The sequence below is a fragment of the Streptomyces sp. BK239 genome, from assembly GCF_004217285.1.
Lineage (GTDB): Bacteria > Actinomycetota > Actinomycetes > Streptomycetales > Streptomycetaceae > Streptomyces.
The window spans coordinates 233,562-248,716 of the sequence record NZ_SHKS01000001.1 but is presented as its reverse complement, the minus strand read 5'-3'; the positions used below and the strand labels follow the sequence as shown (position 1 = coordinate 248,716).

Annotated in this window: 10 protein-coding genes and 1 pseudogene; 4 read left to right on the top strand and 7 right to left on the bottom strand. The window is 73.4% G+C overall.

The window, feature by feature from the left end; translation table 11 throughout:
• Positions 1–6: 6 nt before the first annotated feature.
• On the bottom strand, positions 7–657 hold the full coding sequence (locus tag EV567_RS01110; RefSeq protein ID WP_130436665.1) for a transcriptional regulator: 651 nt from the start codon (positions 655–657) through the stop codon (positions 7–9).
• Between the two features lie 60 nt (positions 658–717).
• On the opposite strand from EV567_RS01110, the gene EV567_RS01105 reads away from it, so the two are divergent.
• Both EV567_RS01105 and EV567_RS01100 read left to right on the top strand, forming a co-directional pair.
• A complete protein-coding gene (locus tag EV567_RS01105) occupies positions 718–1,518 on the top strand; it encodes a sugar phosphate isomerase/epimerase (protein WP_130436664.1) in 801 nt (266 codons plus the stop codon).
• 176 nt (positions 1,519–1,694) lie between these two features.
• On the top strand, positions 1,695–3,116 hold the full coding sequence (locus tag EV567_RS01100; protein ID WP_130436663.1) for an MFS transporter: 1,422 nt from the start codon (positions 1,695–1,697) through the stop codon (positions 3,114–3,116).
• A 43-nt stretch (positions 3,117–3,159) separates the two neighbouring features.
• Here the strand turns inward: EV567_RS01100 and EV567_RS01095 are convergent, their stop codons facing one another.
• Together EV567_RS01095 and EV567_RS01090 are read right to left on the bottom strand one after the other, a co-directional pair.
• Positions 3,160–3,792, bottom strand: coding sequence for a GNAT family N-acetyltransferase (locus EV567_RS01095; protein ID WP_130436662.1), 633 nt, complete (start codon positions 3,790–3,792; stop codon positions 3,160–3,162).
• A gap of 389 nt (positions 3,793–4,181) precedes the next feature.
• Positions 4,182–5,096: pseudogene (locus tag EV567_RS01090) on the bottom strand (EamA family transporter); the annotation flags it as partial.
• 94 nt (positions 5,097–5,190) lie between these two features.
• Here EV567_RS01090 and EV567_RS01085 point away from each other — a divergent pair.
• Together EV567_RS01085 and EV567_RS01080 are read left to right on the top strand one after the other, a co-directional pair.
• Positions 5,191–6,102, top strand: a complete 912-nt coding sequence (locus EV567_RS01085; RefSeq protein WP_130437520.1) for a LysR family transcriptional regulator — start codon at positions 5,191–5,193, stop codon at positions 6,100–6,102.
• A gap of 395 nt (positions 6,103–6,497) precedes the next feature.
• Positions 6,498–8,285, top strand: a complete 1,788-nt coding sequence (locus tag EV567_RS01080) for a glycoside hydrolase family 3 protein (RefSeq protein ID WP_130436661.1) — start codon at positions 6,498–6,500, stop codon at positions 8,283–8,285.
• Between the two features lie 44 nt (positions 8,286–8,329).
• On the opposite strand, the gene EV567_RS01075 is transcribed toward EV567_RS01080, so the two are convergent.
• The 4 genes from EV567_RS01075 to EV567_RS01060 all read right to left on the bottom strand — a co-directional run bounded on the left by EV567_RS01075 (position 8,330) and on the right by EV567_RS01060 (position 15,102).
• Positions 8,330–9,754, bottom strand: coding sequence for a S28 family serine protease (locus EV567_RS01075; RefSeq protein WP_130436660.1), 1,425 nt, complete (start codon positions 9,752–9,754; stop codon positions 8,330–8,332).
• A gap of 104 nt (positions 9,755–9,858) precedes the next feature.
• Entirely contained in the window at positions 9,859–10,260 is a 402-nt protein-coding gene (locus EV567_RS01070; protein ID WP_242620636.1) for a hypothetical protein, read from the bottom strand.
• A gap of 168 nt (positions 10,261–10,428) precedes the next feature.
• A complete protein-coding gene (locus EV567_RS01065; protein ID WP_130436659.1) occupies positions 10,429–14,142 on the bottom strand; it encodes an ABC transporter ATP-binding protein in 3,714 nt (1,237 codons plus the stop codon).
• A gap of 105 nt (positions 14,143–14,247) precedes the next feature.
• Positions 14,248–15,102 (bottom strand): serine hydrolase, encoded by an 855-nt coding sequence (locus EV567_RS01060; protein WP_130436658.1) that lies wholly within the window; start codon positions 15,100–15,102, stop codon positions 14,248–14,250.
• Positions 15,103–15,155: the final 53 nt, after the last annotated feature.

Here is a 15,155-nt window from a genome sequence, read left to right as displayed (position 1 = left end):
GGCCTCTCAGTCCGAGGGGTTAGTGGGGTCGGTCGGGTCCGTTCGGTCCGTGCGGGTGGGGATCACGTGCGTGTGGACGCGGACCCGCTCCGCGCCCGGGGCGGCGCCGTCACCGAGGGCCGACGCGCGGTAGCGGCCCACGAGTTCGTGCATCTCGCCGATGAGCTCCAGGGCTTGACCGGGCGTCAGATCCAACGTCCAGTCGCTCATGTCCGAGGAACGGTTCCACTCCTCGGACCACTCGTGCCGGGTGCCGAGCCAGGTCGCCAGCTCCCGGGTGTGGTGGTTGGCCACCTCGTGCAGGAACAGGTCGGCGGCGCCCCGGACTTCGGGATCCTGGTCCTCCAGCAGCCCGCCGTCGAAGCTCACGCCCCCGTGGACCGACTTCCACCACCGCTCGCGCCCCTTGCCCCGCTCCGGCGCGTCCTCGACGAAGCCGTGCGCGGCGAGCTGACGCAGGTGGTAGCTGGTGGCCCCGCTGGACTCGCCCAGTTTCGACGCGAGTTGGGATGCGGTCGCCGGCCCTTCGTGCCGCAGCTCGTTCAGCAGCCGCATGCGCAGCGGATGCGCGAGCCCGCGCAGCGAGCGCGCGTCGAGACTGTGGATCAGCGGGTCCTGGGCGCCTTGCGGACCCGAGGGCTTCTTGGGCTCGTCCATAGTTACAAAGATAGCTTTGCAAAGGGTCCTTTGCAACCCCGTGGAGTAGGGTCGATCAGTATGAAGTTCGCCTTCTCCACCCTCGGTGTCCCCGGACTGTCGATCGACGAGGTGCTGCGGCTCGCGTCCGCGCACGGCTATCACGGCGTCGAGTTGCGCGCCCACCCGGAGGAGCCGGTGCACCCCGGCCTCCCGGCGGACCAACGGGCCGAGGTCGCGGCCGCGTTCAAGGCCTCCGGGGTCGAGCTCCTCGCCGTCGCGGGGTACGCGCGCGTGGCCGCGCCGGGTGACGACGACGCCGTCATCGAGGAGATTCGCGACCTGGCCGAGCTGGCCCGCGACCTGGGCGCCTCCTACGTCCGGGTCTTCCCGGGCGGCGCCGACGGGCAGTCCCCCGCCGAGGCGGACGCCGTCGCCGCCCGGCGACTCGGGGTGGCCGCCGAGTTCGCCACCGACCTCGGCGTACGGATCCTGCTGGAGACCCACGACTCGCATCCCACCGGCGCCGACGCGACGCGCGTCCTCGGCCTGGTCGGGCACCGGCAGGTGGGAGCGGTGTGGGACGTGATGCACACCTGGCGGGGCGGCGAGCAGCCGTTGGAGACGTACGCGGCGCTCTCGCCGTATCTCGGTTACGTCCAGGTCAAGGACATCGCCTCGACCGAGGACACCACCCCGTTGGCGCTGGGCGCGGGCGTGCTGCCGCTCGCCGAGTGCGTGGAGGTCCTCTCCCGGCACGGCTGGGACGGCTGGCTGTGCTGGGAGTACGAGAAGCGGTGGTACGAGGCCGCCGAACCGCTGGAAGGGCTGCTGGAGGCCGGCCGGCGGCATCTGGGGCGGCTGCTGAACGAGTCGGCGTGAGCGACCGGCCGTAGGGCAACCCGGCTGTGGGGCAGCCCGGCCGTAGGGCAGCCCGGCCGTAGGGACCTGCGAGTCGGCCGTTAATCGGCTGGCGGGGTGGTGGCGGCGCGGGTTAACGTCCGCGCCGTGCCTCAGCCCTCCGCGCGTCCCGCGCCGCCCGTCGCGCCGTCGGCGTCATGAGTCTCGGCCGTGCCCTCCTCGACGTCCGCCCCCTTCGCACCTCCCCCGTCTTCCGGCGGCTGCTGATCGGGCGCACGGTGTCCACGCTCGGCGGCTTCATGACCATGGTCACCGTGATGTTCCAGGTGTGGGACGTGACCCACAGCGCGTTCTGGAGCGGGGCGGTCGGACTGGCGCAGGCGGTGCCGATGGTCGGCGTCGGGCTGTTCGCGGGGGCGTGGGTGGACCGGGCCGACCGGCGCCGGGTGTATCTGATGGCGACGGTCGGACAGGCCGCCTGTTCCGTGCTGTTGGCGGTGCAGGGCTTCACGGGACACGTGCCGGTGCCCGTCGTGCTGGCGCTGGTCGCGGTGCAGGCGTCGTTCGGGGCGGTGGGGGCGCCGGCGGCGGGCGTGTTCGTGCCGCGGCTCCTGCCCCGGGACCAGGTGGCCGCGGGGCTGGCGCTGAACCAGGTCACGGGCCAGGCGATGATGCTGCTCGGCCCGGCCGTCGCCGGCGTCGTCCTCGGGTGGTGGGGCATCGGCGTCTGCTACCTGCTGGACGCCCTCAGCTTCGGCCTCGCCTTCCACGGCGCGTTCGGCCTGCCCGCGCTGCCGCCCGAGGGCGAGAGGTCCCGCCCGGGCCTGTACGGCGTCCTCGACGGACTGCGGTTCCTGACAGGGCATCGGGTGGTGCGCGGCGCGCTGCTGACCGACCTCGCCGCGACCGTGCTGGCGATGCCCACGAGCCTGTTCCCGCTGGTCAACGCGGAACGCTTCGGCGGTGATCCGCACACCCTGGGCCTGTTCCTGTCGGCGCTCGCGGTGGGCGGGGTGGCTGCGACCGCCTTCTCGGGGCCCGTCACGCGGCTCGCCCGTCCGGGGCCGGTGATGCTGTGCGCCTCCGCCACCTGGGGCGTGGCCCTGGCCCTGTTCGGGCTGATGCCGAACGCGTGGGCCTGCCTCGGGATGCTCGTCCTGGCGGGCGCGGCGGACGCGGTGGCGGTGCTGTCCCGTACGACGATCGTGCAGACCCGGACTCCGGACTCCCTGCTCGGCCGGGTGACGGCGGCCGAGACCGTCGTCGGCCAGGCGGGCCCGCACCTCGGCAGTCTGCGCGGCGGTGTCGTGGCCGGCTGGACCTCGGGCGCGACCGCCCTGGTCGGCGGCGGCCTGCTGTGCCTCCTCGCGGTGACGGCGGTGGCCGCCATGACACCCGAACTGCGGGGCAGGGCCGCGTCCGGGAGAGTGCGGTCGAGGAGGGGCGCGTCGGATCGGCTGCCGCCGAAGGAGGCTCCGCCGCGCGGAGCCGCCGGTCCGTCGCACGAGCACCCGCCACGACTCGCCGCCCCGCCCTCGGCCCCGCCGGAGCCGGCCTCGCCCGGCGGTGCCGCTCAGGAGCCCGAAGGGCCGCAGGCCGCCGCTCCGGCGGGCCCCTGAGCCCGTCCGCGGAGGGCTCGACGTAGGCCCGTGGCGGCCGGTGTCACCTCGTCCGTGACCGGAACCTCGCCACCCGTTCCTCCAGCCGGACACGCCGCTCGGGCCATTCGTCCGCCGTGATCGAGAAGACCGCCGTGTCGCGCAGGCGGCCGTCCTCGCCGGGGGCCCAGGAACGGGACCAGTTGCGCAGGACGCCCTCGAAGCGGGCGCCCACGCTCTCGATGGCCGCCCGGGAACGGCTGTTGCGGGCGTCCGACTTCAGGTCGACCCGTGAGACGCCCCACTCCTCGAAGGCGTGCCGGAAGAGGAGGAACTTGGCCTCGGCGTTGACGCCGGTGCCCTGTGCCGAGCCCGCCAGCCAGGTGAACCCGATCTCCACGGCGTCCAGGCGGTCCTCGTCCAGCCAGGAGCGCGGCTCCCAGTACGACGTTGCGCCGAGCGCCCGGCCCGTGGCGAGCGAGATCTGGGCGTACGGGGCGAGCCGGCCCGTCGCCGCGCGGGCCAGCTGCGCGTCGACGTAGTCGCCGACCTCGTCGGCCCGCGGGACCCACGTGTACGCGTACGTCCCCCGGTTCTCCTCCGCCGCCACCGCCAAGTCGTCGGCGTGCCTGTGCTCCAGCGGCTCCAGGCGCACGAGCGCGCCCTCGAGAACCGGCCCCTCCAGTCGGAAACTCACCCGGCGATGTCCTTCCGCGGCTGTGCGAGCGTGTCGTCGAATCCGGGGGAAGTCTCGCCGACGCGACGGGAGTCGTCGAACGGGTTTCCGGAACGCGCCGGAACCGAGGCCGGGACCGGAGCCGGGGCCGGGACCGACGCCGGGGCCGGAGCCGTGACCGGGACCGGGGCCGGGACCGGGGCCGGGGCCGGGACCGGGGCCGGGACCGGGACCGGGGCCGGGACCGAAGCCGGAGCCGAAGCCGGGACGGAAGCCGAAGCCGGGACCGAAGCCGGGGCCGGGACCGAAGCCGGGGCCGCGGTCGGGGCCGAGGCTGGAGCCGGTGACCGTCGGTCAGCTGGCGTGACGGAAGCCGACGGCGTCCCCGGCTCCTTCAGCTCCCCGGACTCCCCCGGTGTCCCCGGCGGCGTCCCGGGCGGCGTCCCCGGCATCCCCGCCGCCCTCCCCCGACCCGCCGGTGCCAGTGACGTCAGTGCCACTCCGCCCACCAGCAGCGCCGCCGCGCTGCCGCGCAGGCCGCTCACCGGTTCGCCCAGGATCACCGCCGCCGCGCTCATGCCGAAGACGGGGACCAGGAGGGAGAACGGGGCCACCATGGATGCCGGATGGCGGTGCAGGAGCCAGCCCCACGCGCCGAAGCCGAAGACCGTCGACACCCACGCGACGAAGGCGATCGTGCCCACGCCCTGCCAATCCAGCGTGCGCAGCGCCTCCCAGTCCCGGGACGGGCCTTCCGTGAACAGGGACAGGGCCAGCAGCGGCAGGACGGGGACGGTGCTGACCCACACCATGAAGTTCAGGGCGTCCGGCGGCGAGGCCTTGCGGGTGAGGACGTTCGACGCGCCCCAGCACGCCGCCGCCGCCACGACCAGCGCGAAGGCGCCGAGCGGGCCCGAGGAGCCCTCGTCCACGGCGGCCACGGCGATGCCGGCGAGGGCCACGGCCATGCCCGACAATCGCAGTGGGGCGGGGCGTTCGCCGAGGACGACCGCGGCGATACCCGCCGTGAATACCGCCTGTATCTGGAGGACCAGGGAGGTCAGTCCAGCCGGCATTCCCGCGTCCATCCCGACGAACACGAGCCCGAACTTCGCGACCCCGAGCACCAGGCCCACCGCGACGATCCACTTCCACGCCGTCCTGGGGCGGCCCACGAAGAACACGGCGGGCAGCGCGGCCACGAGGAAACGCAGGGCGGAGAAGAGGAGCGGTGGGAAGTGGTCGAGGCCGATCTCGATGACGGTGAAGTTCACGCCCCAGACGGCTGCGACCAGGACGGCGAGGGCGAGATGGGCGGGAGGCAGGCGCATGCGTCGAGGATCTCCCCGCGTGACTGTGAAGCACCAGCGAAGTCTGCTGCATGATGGGATGAAGCAACGCTTACGTGAGGAGCCCGTCGTGCTCGACCTCCAGCGCCTGCGCGCCCTGCACGCCGTCGCCGTGCACGGCACCGTCGGCGGCGCGGCCGCCGCGCTCGGCTACACGCCGTCGGCCGTGTCCCAGCAGATCGCCAAGCTGGAGCGGGAGACCCGGACCACTCTGCTGGAACGGGAGGGGCGCGGCGTCCGCCTGACCGACGAGGCGCTTCAACTAGCCTCGACGGCGCAGGAGTTGCTGACGATCATCGAGCGGGCGGAGACCGGTCTCGAGGAGCGCAGGGGTGTTCCGGCGGGGCGGCTGAGCGTGGCCGCGTTCGCGTCGGCGGCGCGCGGTCTGATGCCCGCCGTGCTGGCCGACCTCGCGGACCGGCATCCGGCGCTGGACGCCCGTCTCACCGAGGTCGACCCGGACCTGTCCGTGGACCTGGTCGCGAAGGGCGCCGTCGACCTCGTCGTCGCCCACGACTGGGACATCGCGCCGCTGCCCGCCCCGGCGGGGGTGGAGCAGGCGGTGATCGGGGACGACCTGTGCGACCTGCTGGTTCCCGCGGGGCATCCATTCGCCGGGCGGAGCGCCGTCCGCAGGGAGGAGCTGGGCGGCGAGCGGTGGATCTGCCAGCCGCCGGGCCGGGTCTGCCACGACTGGCTGCTGCGCACGCTGCGCGCGGCCGGGCACGAGCCGGATCTCGTCCACCAGGCCGAGGAGAACCCGACCCTGGTCGCCCTGGTCGCCGCCGGCCTCGGTGTCGCCCTCATCCCGCGGCTGGGGCGCGGGCCGCTGCCGTCGGGGGTGGTGGAGGTGCCGCTCGACCCGATGCCGGTGCGGCGGCTGTACGCGCTGTGGCGCACGGGCGCGGCGCGCCGGCCGGCGATCGCGGAGACGGTACGGACCCTGCGGGAACACTGGCCGAGGGTGGCGGCCGCCCACTGACCCACCCGCCGGGCGCGCACGAGCCCCGTCGCAAGGCCACGGCCGCCGTGCCGACTGGTCCGGGCCGGTCGGGCCAGGCCGGATCCAGCCGTGCAGGACTGAGCCGAGCCGGACCGAGCCCGACCGAGTCAGGTGACAACACCTGGCCGGAGACGCGGGCCGCCCACACCGACCCGTGCCGTACCGAGCCCGCCCGGGCCTGGTGACAGCACCCGGCCGGAGGCCCGGGCCGGGCTGGGCGGGACCGGGCCGTTCCGTTCGGAGTCCGCAGCGGCCCGCCGTCGGCGCGCCCCCTCCAATGCGCCGATGGCGGCCCCGCCACGGGTACCGTGCGCCACCGGAAGCCCTGCCCGGCCCCCGGCCGGATCCCCCGCCGGTCCCCGCAAGGAGCGCACATGCCCTCCCGACGTACCGTTCTCGCCGCCGCCGCCGGTCTCACCGCGGCCCTCTCCCTCAGCGGCACCGCCCGCGCCGACGACCGCCGCCTGCGCGCGCTGATCGCTCGTATGTCCGTCGAGGAGAAGGCCGGCCAGCTCTTCGTCACCCGGGTGTACGGCCACTCGGCGACCGACCCGGACCCGGCCGACGCCGAGGCCAACCTGAGGGAACTGGGCGTGCGCAGCGCCGCCGAGCTGATCGACCGTTACCACCTCGGCGGGATCATCTACTTCACCTGGGCCCACAACACCCGCGACCCGCTCCAGACCGCCGACCTGTCCAACGGGATCCAGCGGGCCTCGCTGCGGCGGCCGCGCGGGCTGCCGGTGCTGATCTCCACCGACCAGGAGCACGGGATCGTCGCCCGTGTCGGCGCGCCGGCCACGCTGTTCCCGGGCGCGATGGCGGTCGGTGCCGGCGGTTCCCGCGCAGACGCCCGTACGCTCGGGCGGATCGCGGGCCGGGAGCTGCGCGCGATGGGCATCCGGCAGAACTACTCCCCCGTGGCCGACGTGAACGTCGACCCGGCCAACCCGGTGATCGGGGTGCGCTCGTTCGGGGCCGTCCCGGAGGCGGTGGCCGGCTTCGTCGACGCGGAGATCAGGGGCTACCGGTCGGCCGGGGTCGCGGCGACCGCGAAGCACTTCCCGGGGCACGGCGACACCGCCGTCGACAGTCACTTCGGCTTCCCCGTCGTCACGCACAGCCGGCAGGTGTGGGAGGAGCTGGACGCCGTGCCGTTCCGGGCGGCGATCGCGGCCGGCGTCGACTCGGTCATGACCGCGCATCTGCTGATGCCGGCGCTGGACGCGGCCGGCGGCGACCCGGCCACCCTCTCGCGGCCCGTCGTCACCGGTCTGCTGCGTGAACGCCTCGGCTACGACGGGGTCGTGGTGACCGACGCCCTGGACATGGCGGGCGTGCGCACCAAGTACGGCGACGACCGGGTCCCCGTGCTGGCGCTCAAGGCGGGCGTCGACCAGCTCCTCAACCCGCCGAGGCTGGACGTCGCCTTCGACGCCGTGGTGAGGGCCGTGCGGGAGGGGGAGCTGACGCGGGCGCGGCTCGACGAGTCGGTCCTGCGGATCCTGCGGCTGAAGTCGAGGCTGGGCCTGTTCGCGGACCCGTACGTCAGCCGGTCCGGTGTGCGGCGGACGGTGGGCGCGAGGGCGCATCTCGCGGCGGCGGACCGGATCGCCGAGCGGACGACGACGCTGCTGGTGAACGAGGGCCCACTTCTGCCGCTGTCGCCCCGCAGGCACCGCCGGCTGCTGGTGGTGGGCGCCGATCCGGCCTCCCCGACGGGCACCACGGGCCCGCCGACCTCCGTGCTCGCCGCCGCCTTCGGTGAGTTGGGCTTCACGGCGACCGCCCTGTCCACGGGGACGGCCCCGTCCGCCGCCGTCATCGAGCGGGCGGTGGCGCGGGCGGGCGAGGCCGACGCGGTGGTGGCGGCGACGTACGAGGTCACCGCGGACAGCGCACAGCGGACTCTGGTGGAGCGGCTGCTGGCGACCGGGCGGCCGACGGTCGCGGTCGCCGTCCGCAACCCGTACGACGTGGCTCAACTCCCTCGGGTGCGAGCCTACTTGGCGGCCTACTCCTGGACCGACGTCGAACTGCGCGCCGCGGCCAGGGTGATCGCCGGAGTCGTGCCGCCGCACGGGCGGCTGCCGGTGCCGGTGCGGCGCGCCGACGATCCGACGCGCACGCTGTACCCGGTCGGCCACGGCCTGACCTACTGACCTCGGGGCGCCGCGCCCTGTGTGGCGCGGCGCCCGAGGCGGTGTCACGGACGCAGGGCGGGCTCCCGCTCCACGTCGCGCACGTCCAGCTTGGCGTCGAACCTGGCCAGCGGCTTGGCCTGCGCGGCGTCGGCCTTGACGGCGGCCGGGGCGACGCCCGCCCACTCGAGGATGCGGGCGGTTGCGAGGGCCTTCTCGTCGGCGACCAGTCCGGCGACGTTCGCGCCGTGGTTCATGCCGGGCGCGGTGAAGACGTAGGAGTCCTTCGAGCCGGCCCCGAGGCGGAACGGCTCCGCGCCCCACGGGTCGTTCTGGCCGTAGACGAAGAGCATGTGGCGGGCGTGGTGGCGGACCCAGGCGTCGACGTCCCCCATGGCGAACTGCTGGAAGCGCATCGGGATGTCCCGGGGGACGAAGTTGCGCGGAGGCTGGTAGCCGTAGCGGATGTACCGGCGCTCGATGTGCGGGAAGCGGATGGTGGGCGCGCCGAGCTGGGTGCCCGCCTGGTAGTAGTACGGCGTGTACGCCGCGAGGCCCTGGTCGGCGTAGGCGGAGAACCCGGAGATCGTGTCGATGGAGGTCCAGATCTCTTCGTCCGTCGCGGACTTGGCGTCGGCGGGGATGGAGTCGCAGTCCGACAGCAGGCTGTACTGCCAGAAGCCCCACACGTAGTCGAGGACGACGGCCTCGTAGGCGCGGTCCAGGCCGCCGATGGTGTCGAAGGTCAGGCCCTCGGTCGCGGCGTACTCGGTGTACCGCTTCTCCAGCGGCTCGCGGCGCACCAGCGCCTCGCGCTGGACGGCGTTCAGACGGTCGCGGCACTCCTTGGTGCCGACCTTGGCGAAGAAGCGGTCGTAGGCCGAATCCTCGTCGTTCACCACGTCGTTGGGGGCGACGTAGGCGACCACGCCGTCCATGTCACGCGGGTAGAAACGCTCGTAGTAGGTGGCCGTCATGCCACCCTTGGAGCCGCCGGTGGAGATCCAGTTCTTCGGGTAGATCGCCTTGAGGGCCGTGAAGATGCGGTGCTGGTCGCTCGCGGCCTGCCAGATGTCCAGCTTGGACCAGTCGGCGGGCTCGGGGCGGGACGGGGTGAAGAAGCGGTACTCCATGGAGACCTGGTTGCCGTCCACGATCTGTGTGGGCTCGCGGCGGCCGGGGTTGGTGGAGACGCTGTAGCCGCCGGTGTAGAAGACCGTGGGCCGGCTGACGTCCTTGTGCAGCACGGTGATCCGCTGCTGGAACGTGCCCTTTGCGGGGTCCCGGTGGTCCACCGGCTGGGTGAAGTTCAGTACGAAGTAGCGGTAGCCGGGGTACGGCTTCTCCTGAATCAGGCTGACGCCCGGTATGGAGAGCAGCCGGTCCTTTATGTCTGCGGCTTGGGGCTGTGCGGCGGTGGCCGCGTGGGCCGTGCTCACCATGCCTATGAGCACGGTGAACGCCAGCAGCCATCTGAGCGCCTTGCGCATGCGCGTGCACCCTTCCCTGTGAGTCGGATGTGCCGGAAGCTATCGGAGCAACACCCTTCACACCAGAGGGGGTTGGGCGGCGGTGTCCGCAACGCCCGTATCTGTCAGGAGCGGAACCAGCCCGAACTGCCCGAGCCGGCGCCGACGGAGCCCCTGACCAGCACCCAGCGGTGGCCTGCGTAGACGTCGACCGGGCCGATCCGGGCGGTCCGGTCGCCGGCCAGCTGCCGGGGCCGGTGGCCCCGCGCCTGGAGACTGACCGACATCCGCTTGTTCGCGCCGGGACGTTTCTGCACGGTGTAGGCGCAGACCATGCCGCGGTTGTTGTAGACGTGCACCGAGCCGGTGGAGAACGTCACGGTCCGCACTTTCCGGCCGGCGCAGGGGGCGGCCGCGGCGGCCGCGGCGCTGCCCGGCGTGAGCAGCCCGATGAGGACCGAGGCGACGAGCACGGCCAGTGCGGTCAGTGCGGCTGTCGGCCGCCCATGTGTCTCACCAAGGTCCACGGTCCGCGCCTCCCGCTCCGCCGCCATCTCGTACAGACATACGGCAGCACTGGTGTGCCGCCGTACTGATGTACGGACGCACCGGACGGGGTGAACGGTTGCCCCGCCGCGGCCCGGGACGCGGCGGGGCAGGTGGGGCGGGACGCGGCGGGACGGGCGCGGCCGCCGTCAGCTCGATGTGGCGACCGGCTCCCCGACGAAGGTCCGCCACAGCGCCGCGTACCGTCCGCCGCGCGCGAGCAGTTCCTCGTGGGCGCCGTCCTCGACGACCCTGCCGTGGTCCATCACGACCACCCGGTCCGCGCGCGCCGCCGTGGTCAGCCGGTGGGCGACCACGAGCGTGGTACGGCGGCCGGCGAGCCGGTCGGTGGCCTGGTTGACCTGGGCCTCCGTCGCGAGGTCCAGGGCGGCCGTCGCCTCGTCCAGCAGCAGCACGTCGGGGTCGACGAGTTCGGCGCGGGCCAGCGCGATCAACTGCCGTTGCCCGGCGGACAGGTTGCGGCCCCGCTCGGCGACCTCGTGCAGATAGCCGCCGTCCAGCGTGGCGATCATCTCGTGCGCGCCGACGGCCCGCGCCGCCGCCTCCACCTCGGCGTCGCCGGCGTCCGGCCGGCCGTAGGCGATGGCGTCGCGGACCGTGCCGGGGAAGAGGTAGGCCTCCTGCGGGACGACGCCGAGCCGGTGGCGGTAGGAGGTGAGGTCGAGGGAACGCAGGTCCGTGCCGTCGACCAGCACCCGGCCCGAGGTCGGGTCGTAGAACCGGGCCACCAGCTTGACCAGCGTCGACTTGCCCGCGCCGGTCTCGCCGACGAAGGCCACGGTCTGTCCGGCGGGGATCCTCAAGTCGATCCCGGTCAGGGCCTCTTCGGGGTCGTCGGCGGGGCCGTAGCGGAAGTGCACGTCCTCGAAGGCGATCTCGCCGCGCAGCGACAGCACCTGGAGCGGCTCGTCGGCGGACTCCGTGGACGCCGGCTCGCGCAGCAGCTCCTGGATGCGGCCGAGCGAGACGGTGGCCTGCTGGTAGCCGTCGAAGACCTGGGAGAGCTGCTGCACGGGGGCGAAGAACAGGTCGATGTAGAGGAGGTAGGCGACCAGGGCGCCCGTGGTGAGCGTCGCGTCGTCGATCCGGCCCGCGCCGACCACCAGGACGGCCGCCGCGGCGGCCGACGACAGGAACTGCACGAACGGGAAGTACACCGAGATCATCCACTGGCCGCGGATACGCGCCCGGCGGTAGCCGTCGCTGCGCTCCGCGAACCGCGCGGCGCCGTCCCGCTCACGCCGGAACGCCTGCACGATCCGCAGCCCGGCCACCGACTCCTGGAGATCGGCGTTGACCAGCGCGACCCGCTCGCGGGCGAGTTCGTAGGCCTTCACGCTGGCCCGGCGGAAGAAGTACGTGGCGACGACCAGCGGCGGCAGGGTCGCGAACACGACGAGCGCGAGCTCCACGTCCAGCACCAGCAGGGCGACCATGATGCCGAAGAACGTGACGAGCGAGACGAACGCGGTGACCAGGCCCGTCTGCAGGAACGTCGACAGCGCGTCCACGTCGGTGGTCATCCGCGTCATGATCCGGCCGGTCAACTCCCGCTCGTAGTAGTCGAGCCCGAGCCGCTGGAGCTGGGAGAAGATCTTCAGGCGCAGCGCGTACAGGACCCGCTCGCCGGTGCGGCCGGTCATCCGGATCTCACCGCTCTGCGCGGCCCACTGGGCGAGGACGGCGCACAGGGCGAGCAGCGAGGCCGCCCACACCGCGCTCAGCGCCGCCCGGCCGACCCCGTCGTCGATGCCGTGCCGGATCGTCACCGGCAGCAGCAGGCCCATGCCGGCGTCCACGGCGACCAGGCCGAGGCTGACCAGCAGGGGCCGCCCGAAGCCGCGCAGCAGCCGGCGCAGGCCGTAGGAGTCCTCGGGGGTGACCGCGCGGGACTCGTCGACTTCGGGGACGTCGGTCGCCGGCGGGAGCGCCTCCACCTGGGCGAGCAGCTCGGGCGTGGCCGGGGTGCCGTCGAGCGCGGCGTCCCGGGGGGTGCGCTCGCCCGTCCACAGCCGGGGGGTGAGGCCCAGCTCGGCGTCGAACTCGGCGTCGAGCTCCTCGCGCACCGACGTGTCCTCGCGCGGCGGTGCGGGGTGGGTGTGGCCCGGGGAGACGCCGCCGAGCTCGTCGGGGTCGGTGAGGAGGCGGCGGTAGAGCGCGGAGCGTTTCTGCAGTTCCTCGTGGGTGCCGAGGTCGGCGAGCCGGCCGTCGTCGAGGACCGCGATGCGGTCGGCGAGGTTCAGGGTGGAGCGGCGGTGGGCGATGAGCAGGGTCGTGCGGCCCGCCATGACGTGCTTGAGGGCCTCGTGGATCTCGTGCTCGACCTGGGCGTCCACGGCGGAGGTGGCGTCGTCGAGGACGAGCAGGCGCGGGTCGGTGAGGAGGGCGCGGGCGAGGGCTATCCGCTGGCGCTGGCCGCCGGAGAGGGTCAGGCCGTGCTCGCCGACCTTTGTGGCGTAGCCGTCGGGCAGCTCGTCGATGAACCGGTCGGCGCGCGCCGCGTGGGCGGCGGCCCTGATCTCGTCGTCGGTGGCGTCGGGACGGCCGTAGGCGATGTTGGCGCGGACGGTGTCGGAGAAGAGGAACGAGTCCTCGGGGACCAGGCCGATGGCGGCGCGCAGCGAGTCGAGGGTGAGCTCGCGCACGTCGTGGCCGCCGACGAGGACGGCGCCGCGGGTGACGTCGTAGAAGCGCGGGAGCAGCAGGGAGACGGTCGACTTGCCGGAGCCGGAGGAGCCGACGACGGCGAGGGTCTCGCCGGGGCGGATCTCGAAGGTGAGGCCGTCCAGGACGGGGCGGCCGTCCTCGTAGGCGAAGGAGACGTCGTCGAACTCGACGGTCGCGGGCGCGTCGGCGGGCAGCTCCTTGGCGCCCTCCCGGATCGACGGCTCGGTGTCGATCAGCTCCAGGACCCGTTCGGTGCCGGCGCGGGCCTGCTGGCCGACGGTGAGGACCACGGCGAGCATGCGGACCGGGCCGACGAGCTGGGCGAGGTAGGTGGAGAAGGCGACGAACGTGCCGAGGGTGATGTGCCCGCGCACGGCGAGCCAGCCGCCGAGGGCGAGCATCGCGACCTGGCCGAGGGCGGGGACGGCCTGGAGGGCCGGGGTGTAGCGGGCGTTCAGGCGGATCGTGCGGAGCCGGCCCGCGAAAAGCCTGCGGCCGACCTCCCTGAGCTTCCCGGTCTCCTGCTCCTCCTGCCCGAAGCCCTTCACCACGCGCACCCCGCTGACCGCGCCGTCGACCACGCCGGCCACGGCCGCCGCCTGGGCCTGCGCGTACCAGGTCGCGGGGTGGAGCCTGCGGCGGCTGCGCCGGGCGATCCACCACAGGGCGGGGGCGACGGCCAGCGCGACGAGGGTGAGCGGCGGGGACAGCCACGCCATGACGGCGAGGGAGATCAGGAAGAGCAGGACGTTCCCGATGGTCATCGGGAGCATGAACAGCAGACTCTGGATGAGCTGGAGGTCGCTGGTGGCGCGGCCGACGACCTGCCCGGTGGACAGCTCGTCCTGCCGGCGCCCGTCGAGCCGGGCGATCGTCGCGAACATGTCCGTGCGCAGGTCGTGCTGGACGTCGAGGGCGAGCCGGCCGCCGTAGTAACGGCGGACGTAGGTGAGGCCGTAGACGAGGACCGCGGCGGCGACCAGGGCGCCCGCCCAGGGGGCCATGGAGCGGGTGTGGCCGCCGATGACGTCGTCGATGATCACCTTGGTGATCAGCGGCACGACGGCCATCACGGCCATGCCGGCGAGCGACGAGACGAGCGCCAGGACCACGTCCGCCGGATGGCGCCACGCGTAGCTCGCCAGTCTCCTCGCCCATCCCCGTTGCGGTTCCACGCGGTGCCCTCCGGTCGTCCTGATCTACCGGAAGGCACCAACGCCGAGGGAAGCGGATTTCATCCCTCCGTCACACTCCGGCCCACGACGGGGTGAGGCGGGGGCTCAGGAAGCCGCGAGATCCCGGTGGATGACCTTGGCGACGCCCTGGATGGTGGCGATGCCGTAGTTCATCGTGCTGTTGCCCTGGGTGAGGACGGTGATCTGGTAGTCGTGGCCGCCGCCCTTGAAGGTGCCCAGGCTGTGCACGCGCCAGCCGTTGGTGGCCCGGGACAGCCAGCCGTTCTTCACCTGGAGGGTGACGTTCGCGGGCTTGCCGTACGGCGTCCCCCAGCGCTGGCTCGCCACGACCTGGCCCATGAGCCGGAGGACGTAGGCGCGGGAGGAGTCGAGGAGCACCGCGTTCCTGGCGGTGAGCAGCCCGAGCAGCTTCTGCTCGTCGGTGACGGTGATCTGGGTCAGGCCCCAGTATCCGTTCGCGCCCGGCTTGGTCTGCGTCATCTTCGCGGCGGCGAGGAAGCCCCTGATCTTGGTCAGCCCGAGCTGGTTCCACAGGGCGGTGGTGGAGGCGTTGTCCGACTTGGTGATCATGGCCGTGGCGAGGGTCCGCTCACGGGCGGTCAGGCCCCGCTTGGTCTTCTGCGCGTCCCACAGCAGGGCGGACAGGACCGTGACCTTGACCACGCTGGCGGAGTCGAAGGCGGTGGAGGCGCGCAGGGTGCAGGTGGTGTTGGTGCTGCGGTCGTAGAGGCCCACGGCGACGGTGCCGGCGCGGCCCGCGAGCGCGGCGGTGATGTCCTTCTTGAGTTTGGCGGCGAGTCCCGCCTTGGCCGAGGTGCAGCTGACGGCGGCAGGAGCGGCCGCGGCAGGCGAGGCGGCGGCCACCCCTGTGACGAGGACGCCCACGCCGATCGTGGTGGCCAGCAGTCTCCTCGTGCGTCTGAATGTCCGGTGAGTCATGCGAGGTTGACACACGGGTTCGACGAAAAGTTGTACGGCTGCGGGGTCTTGGT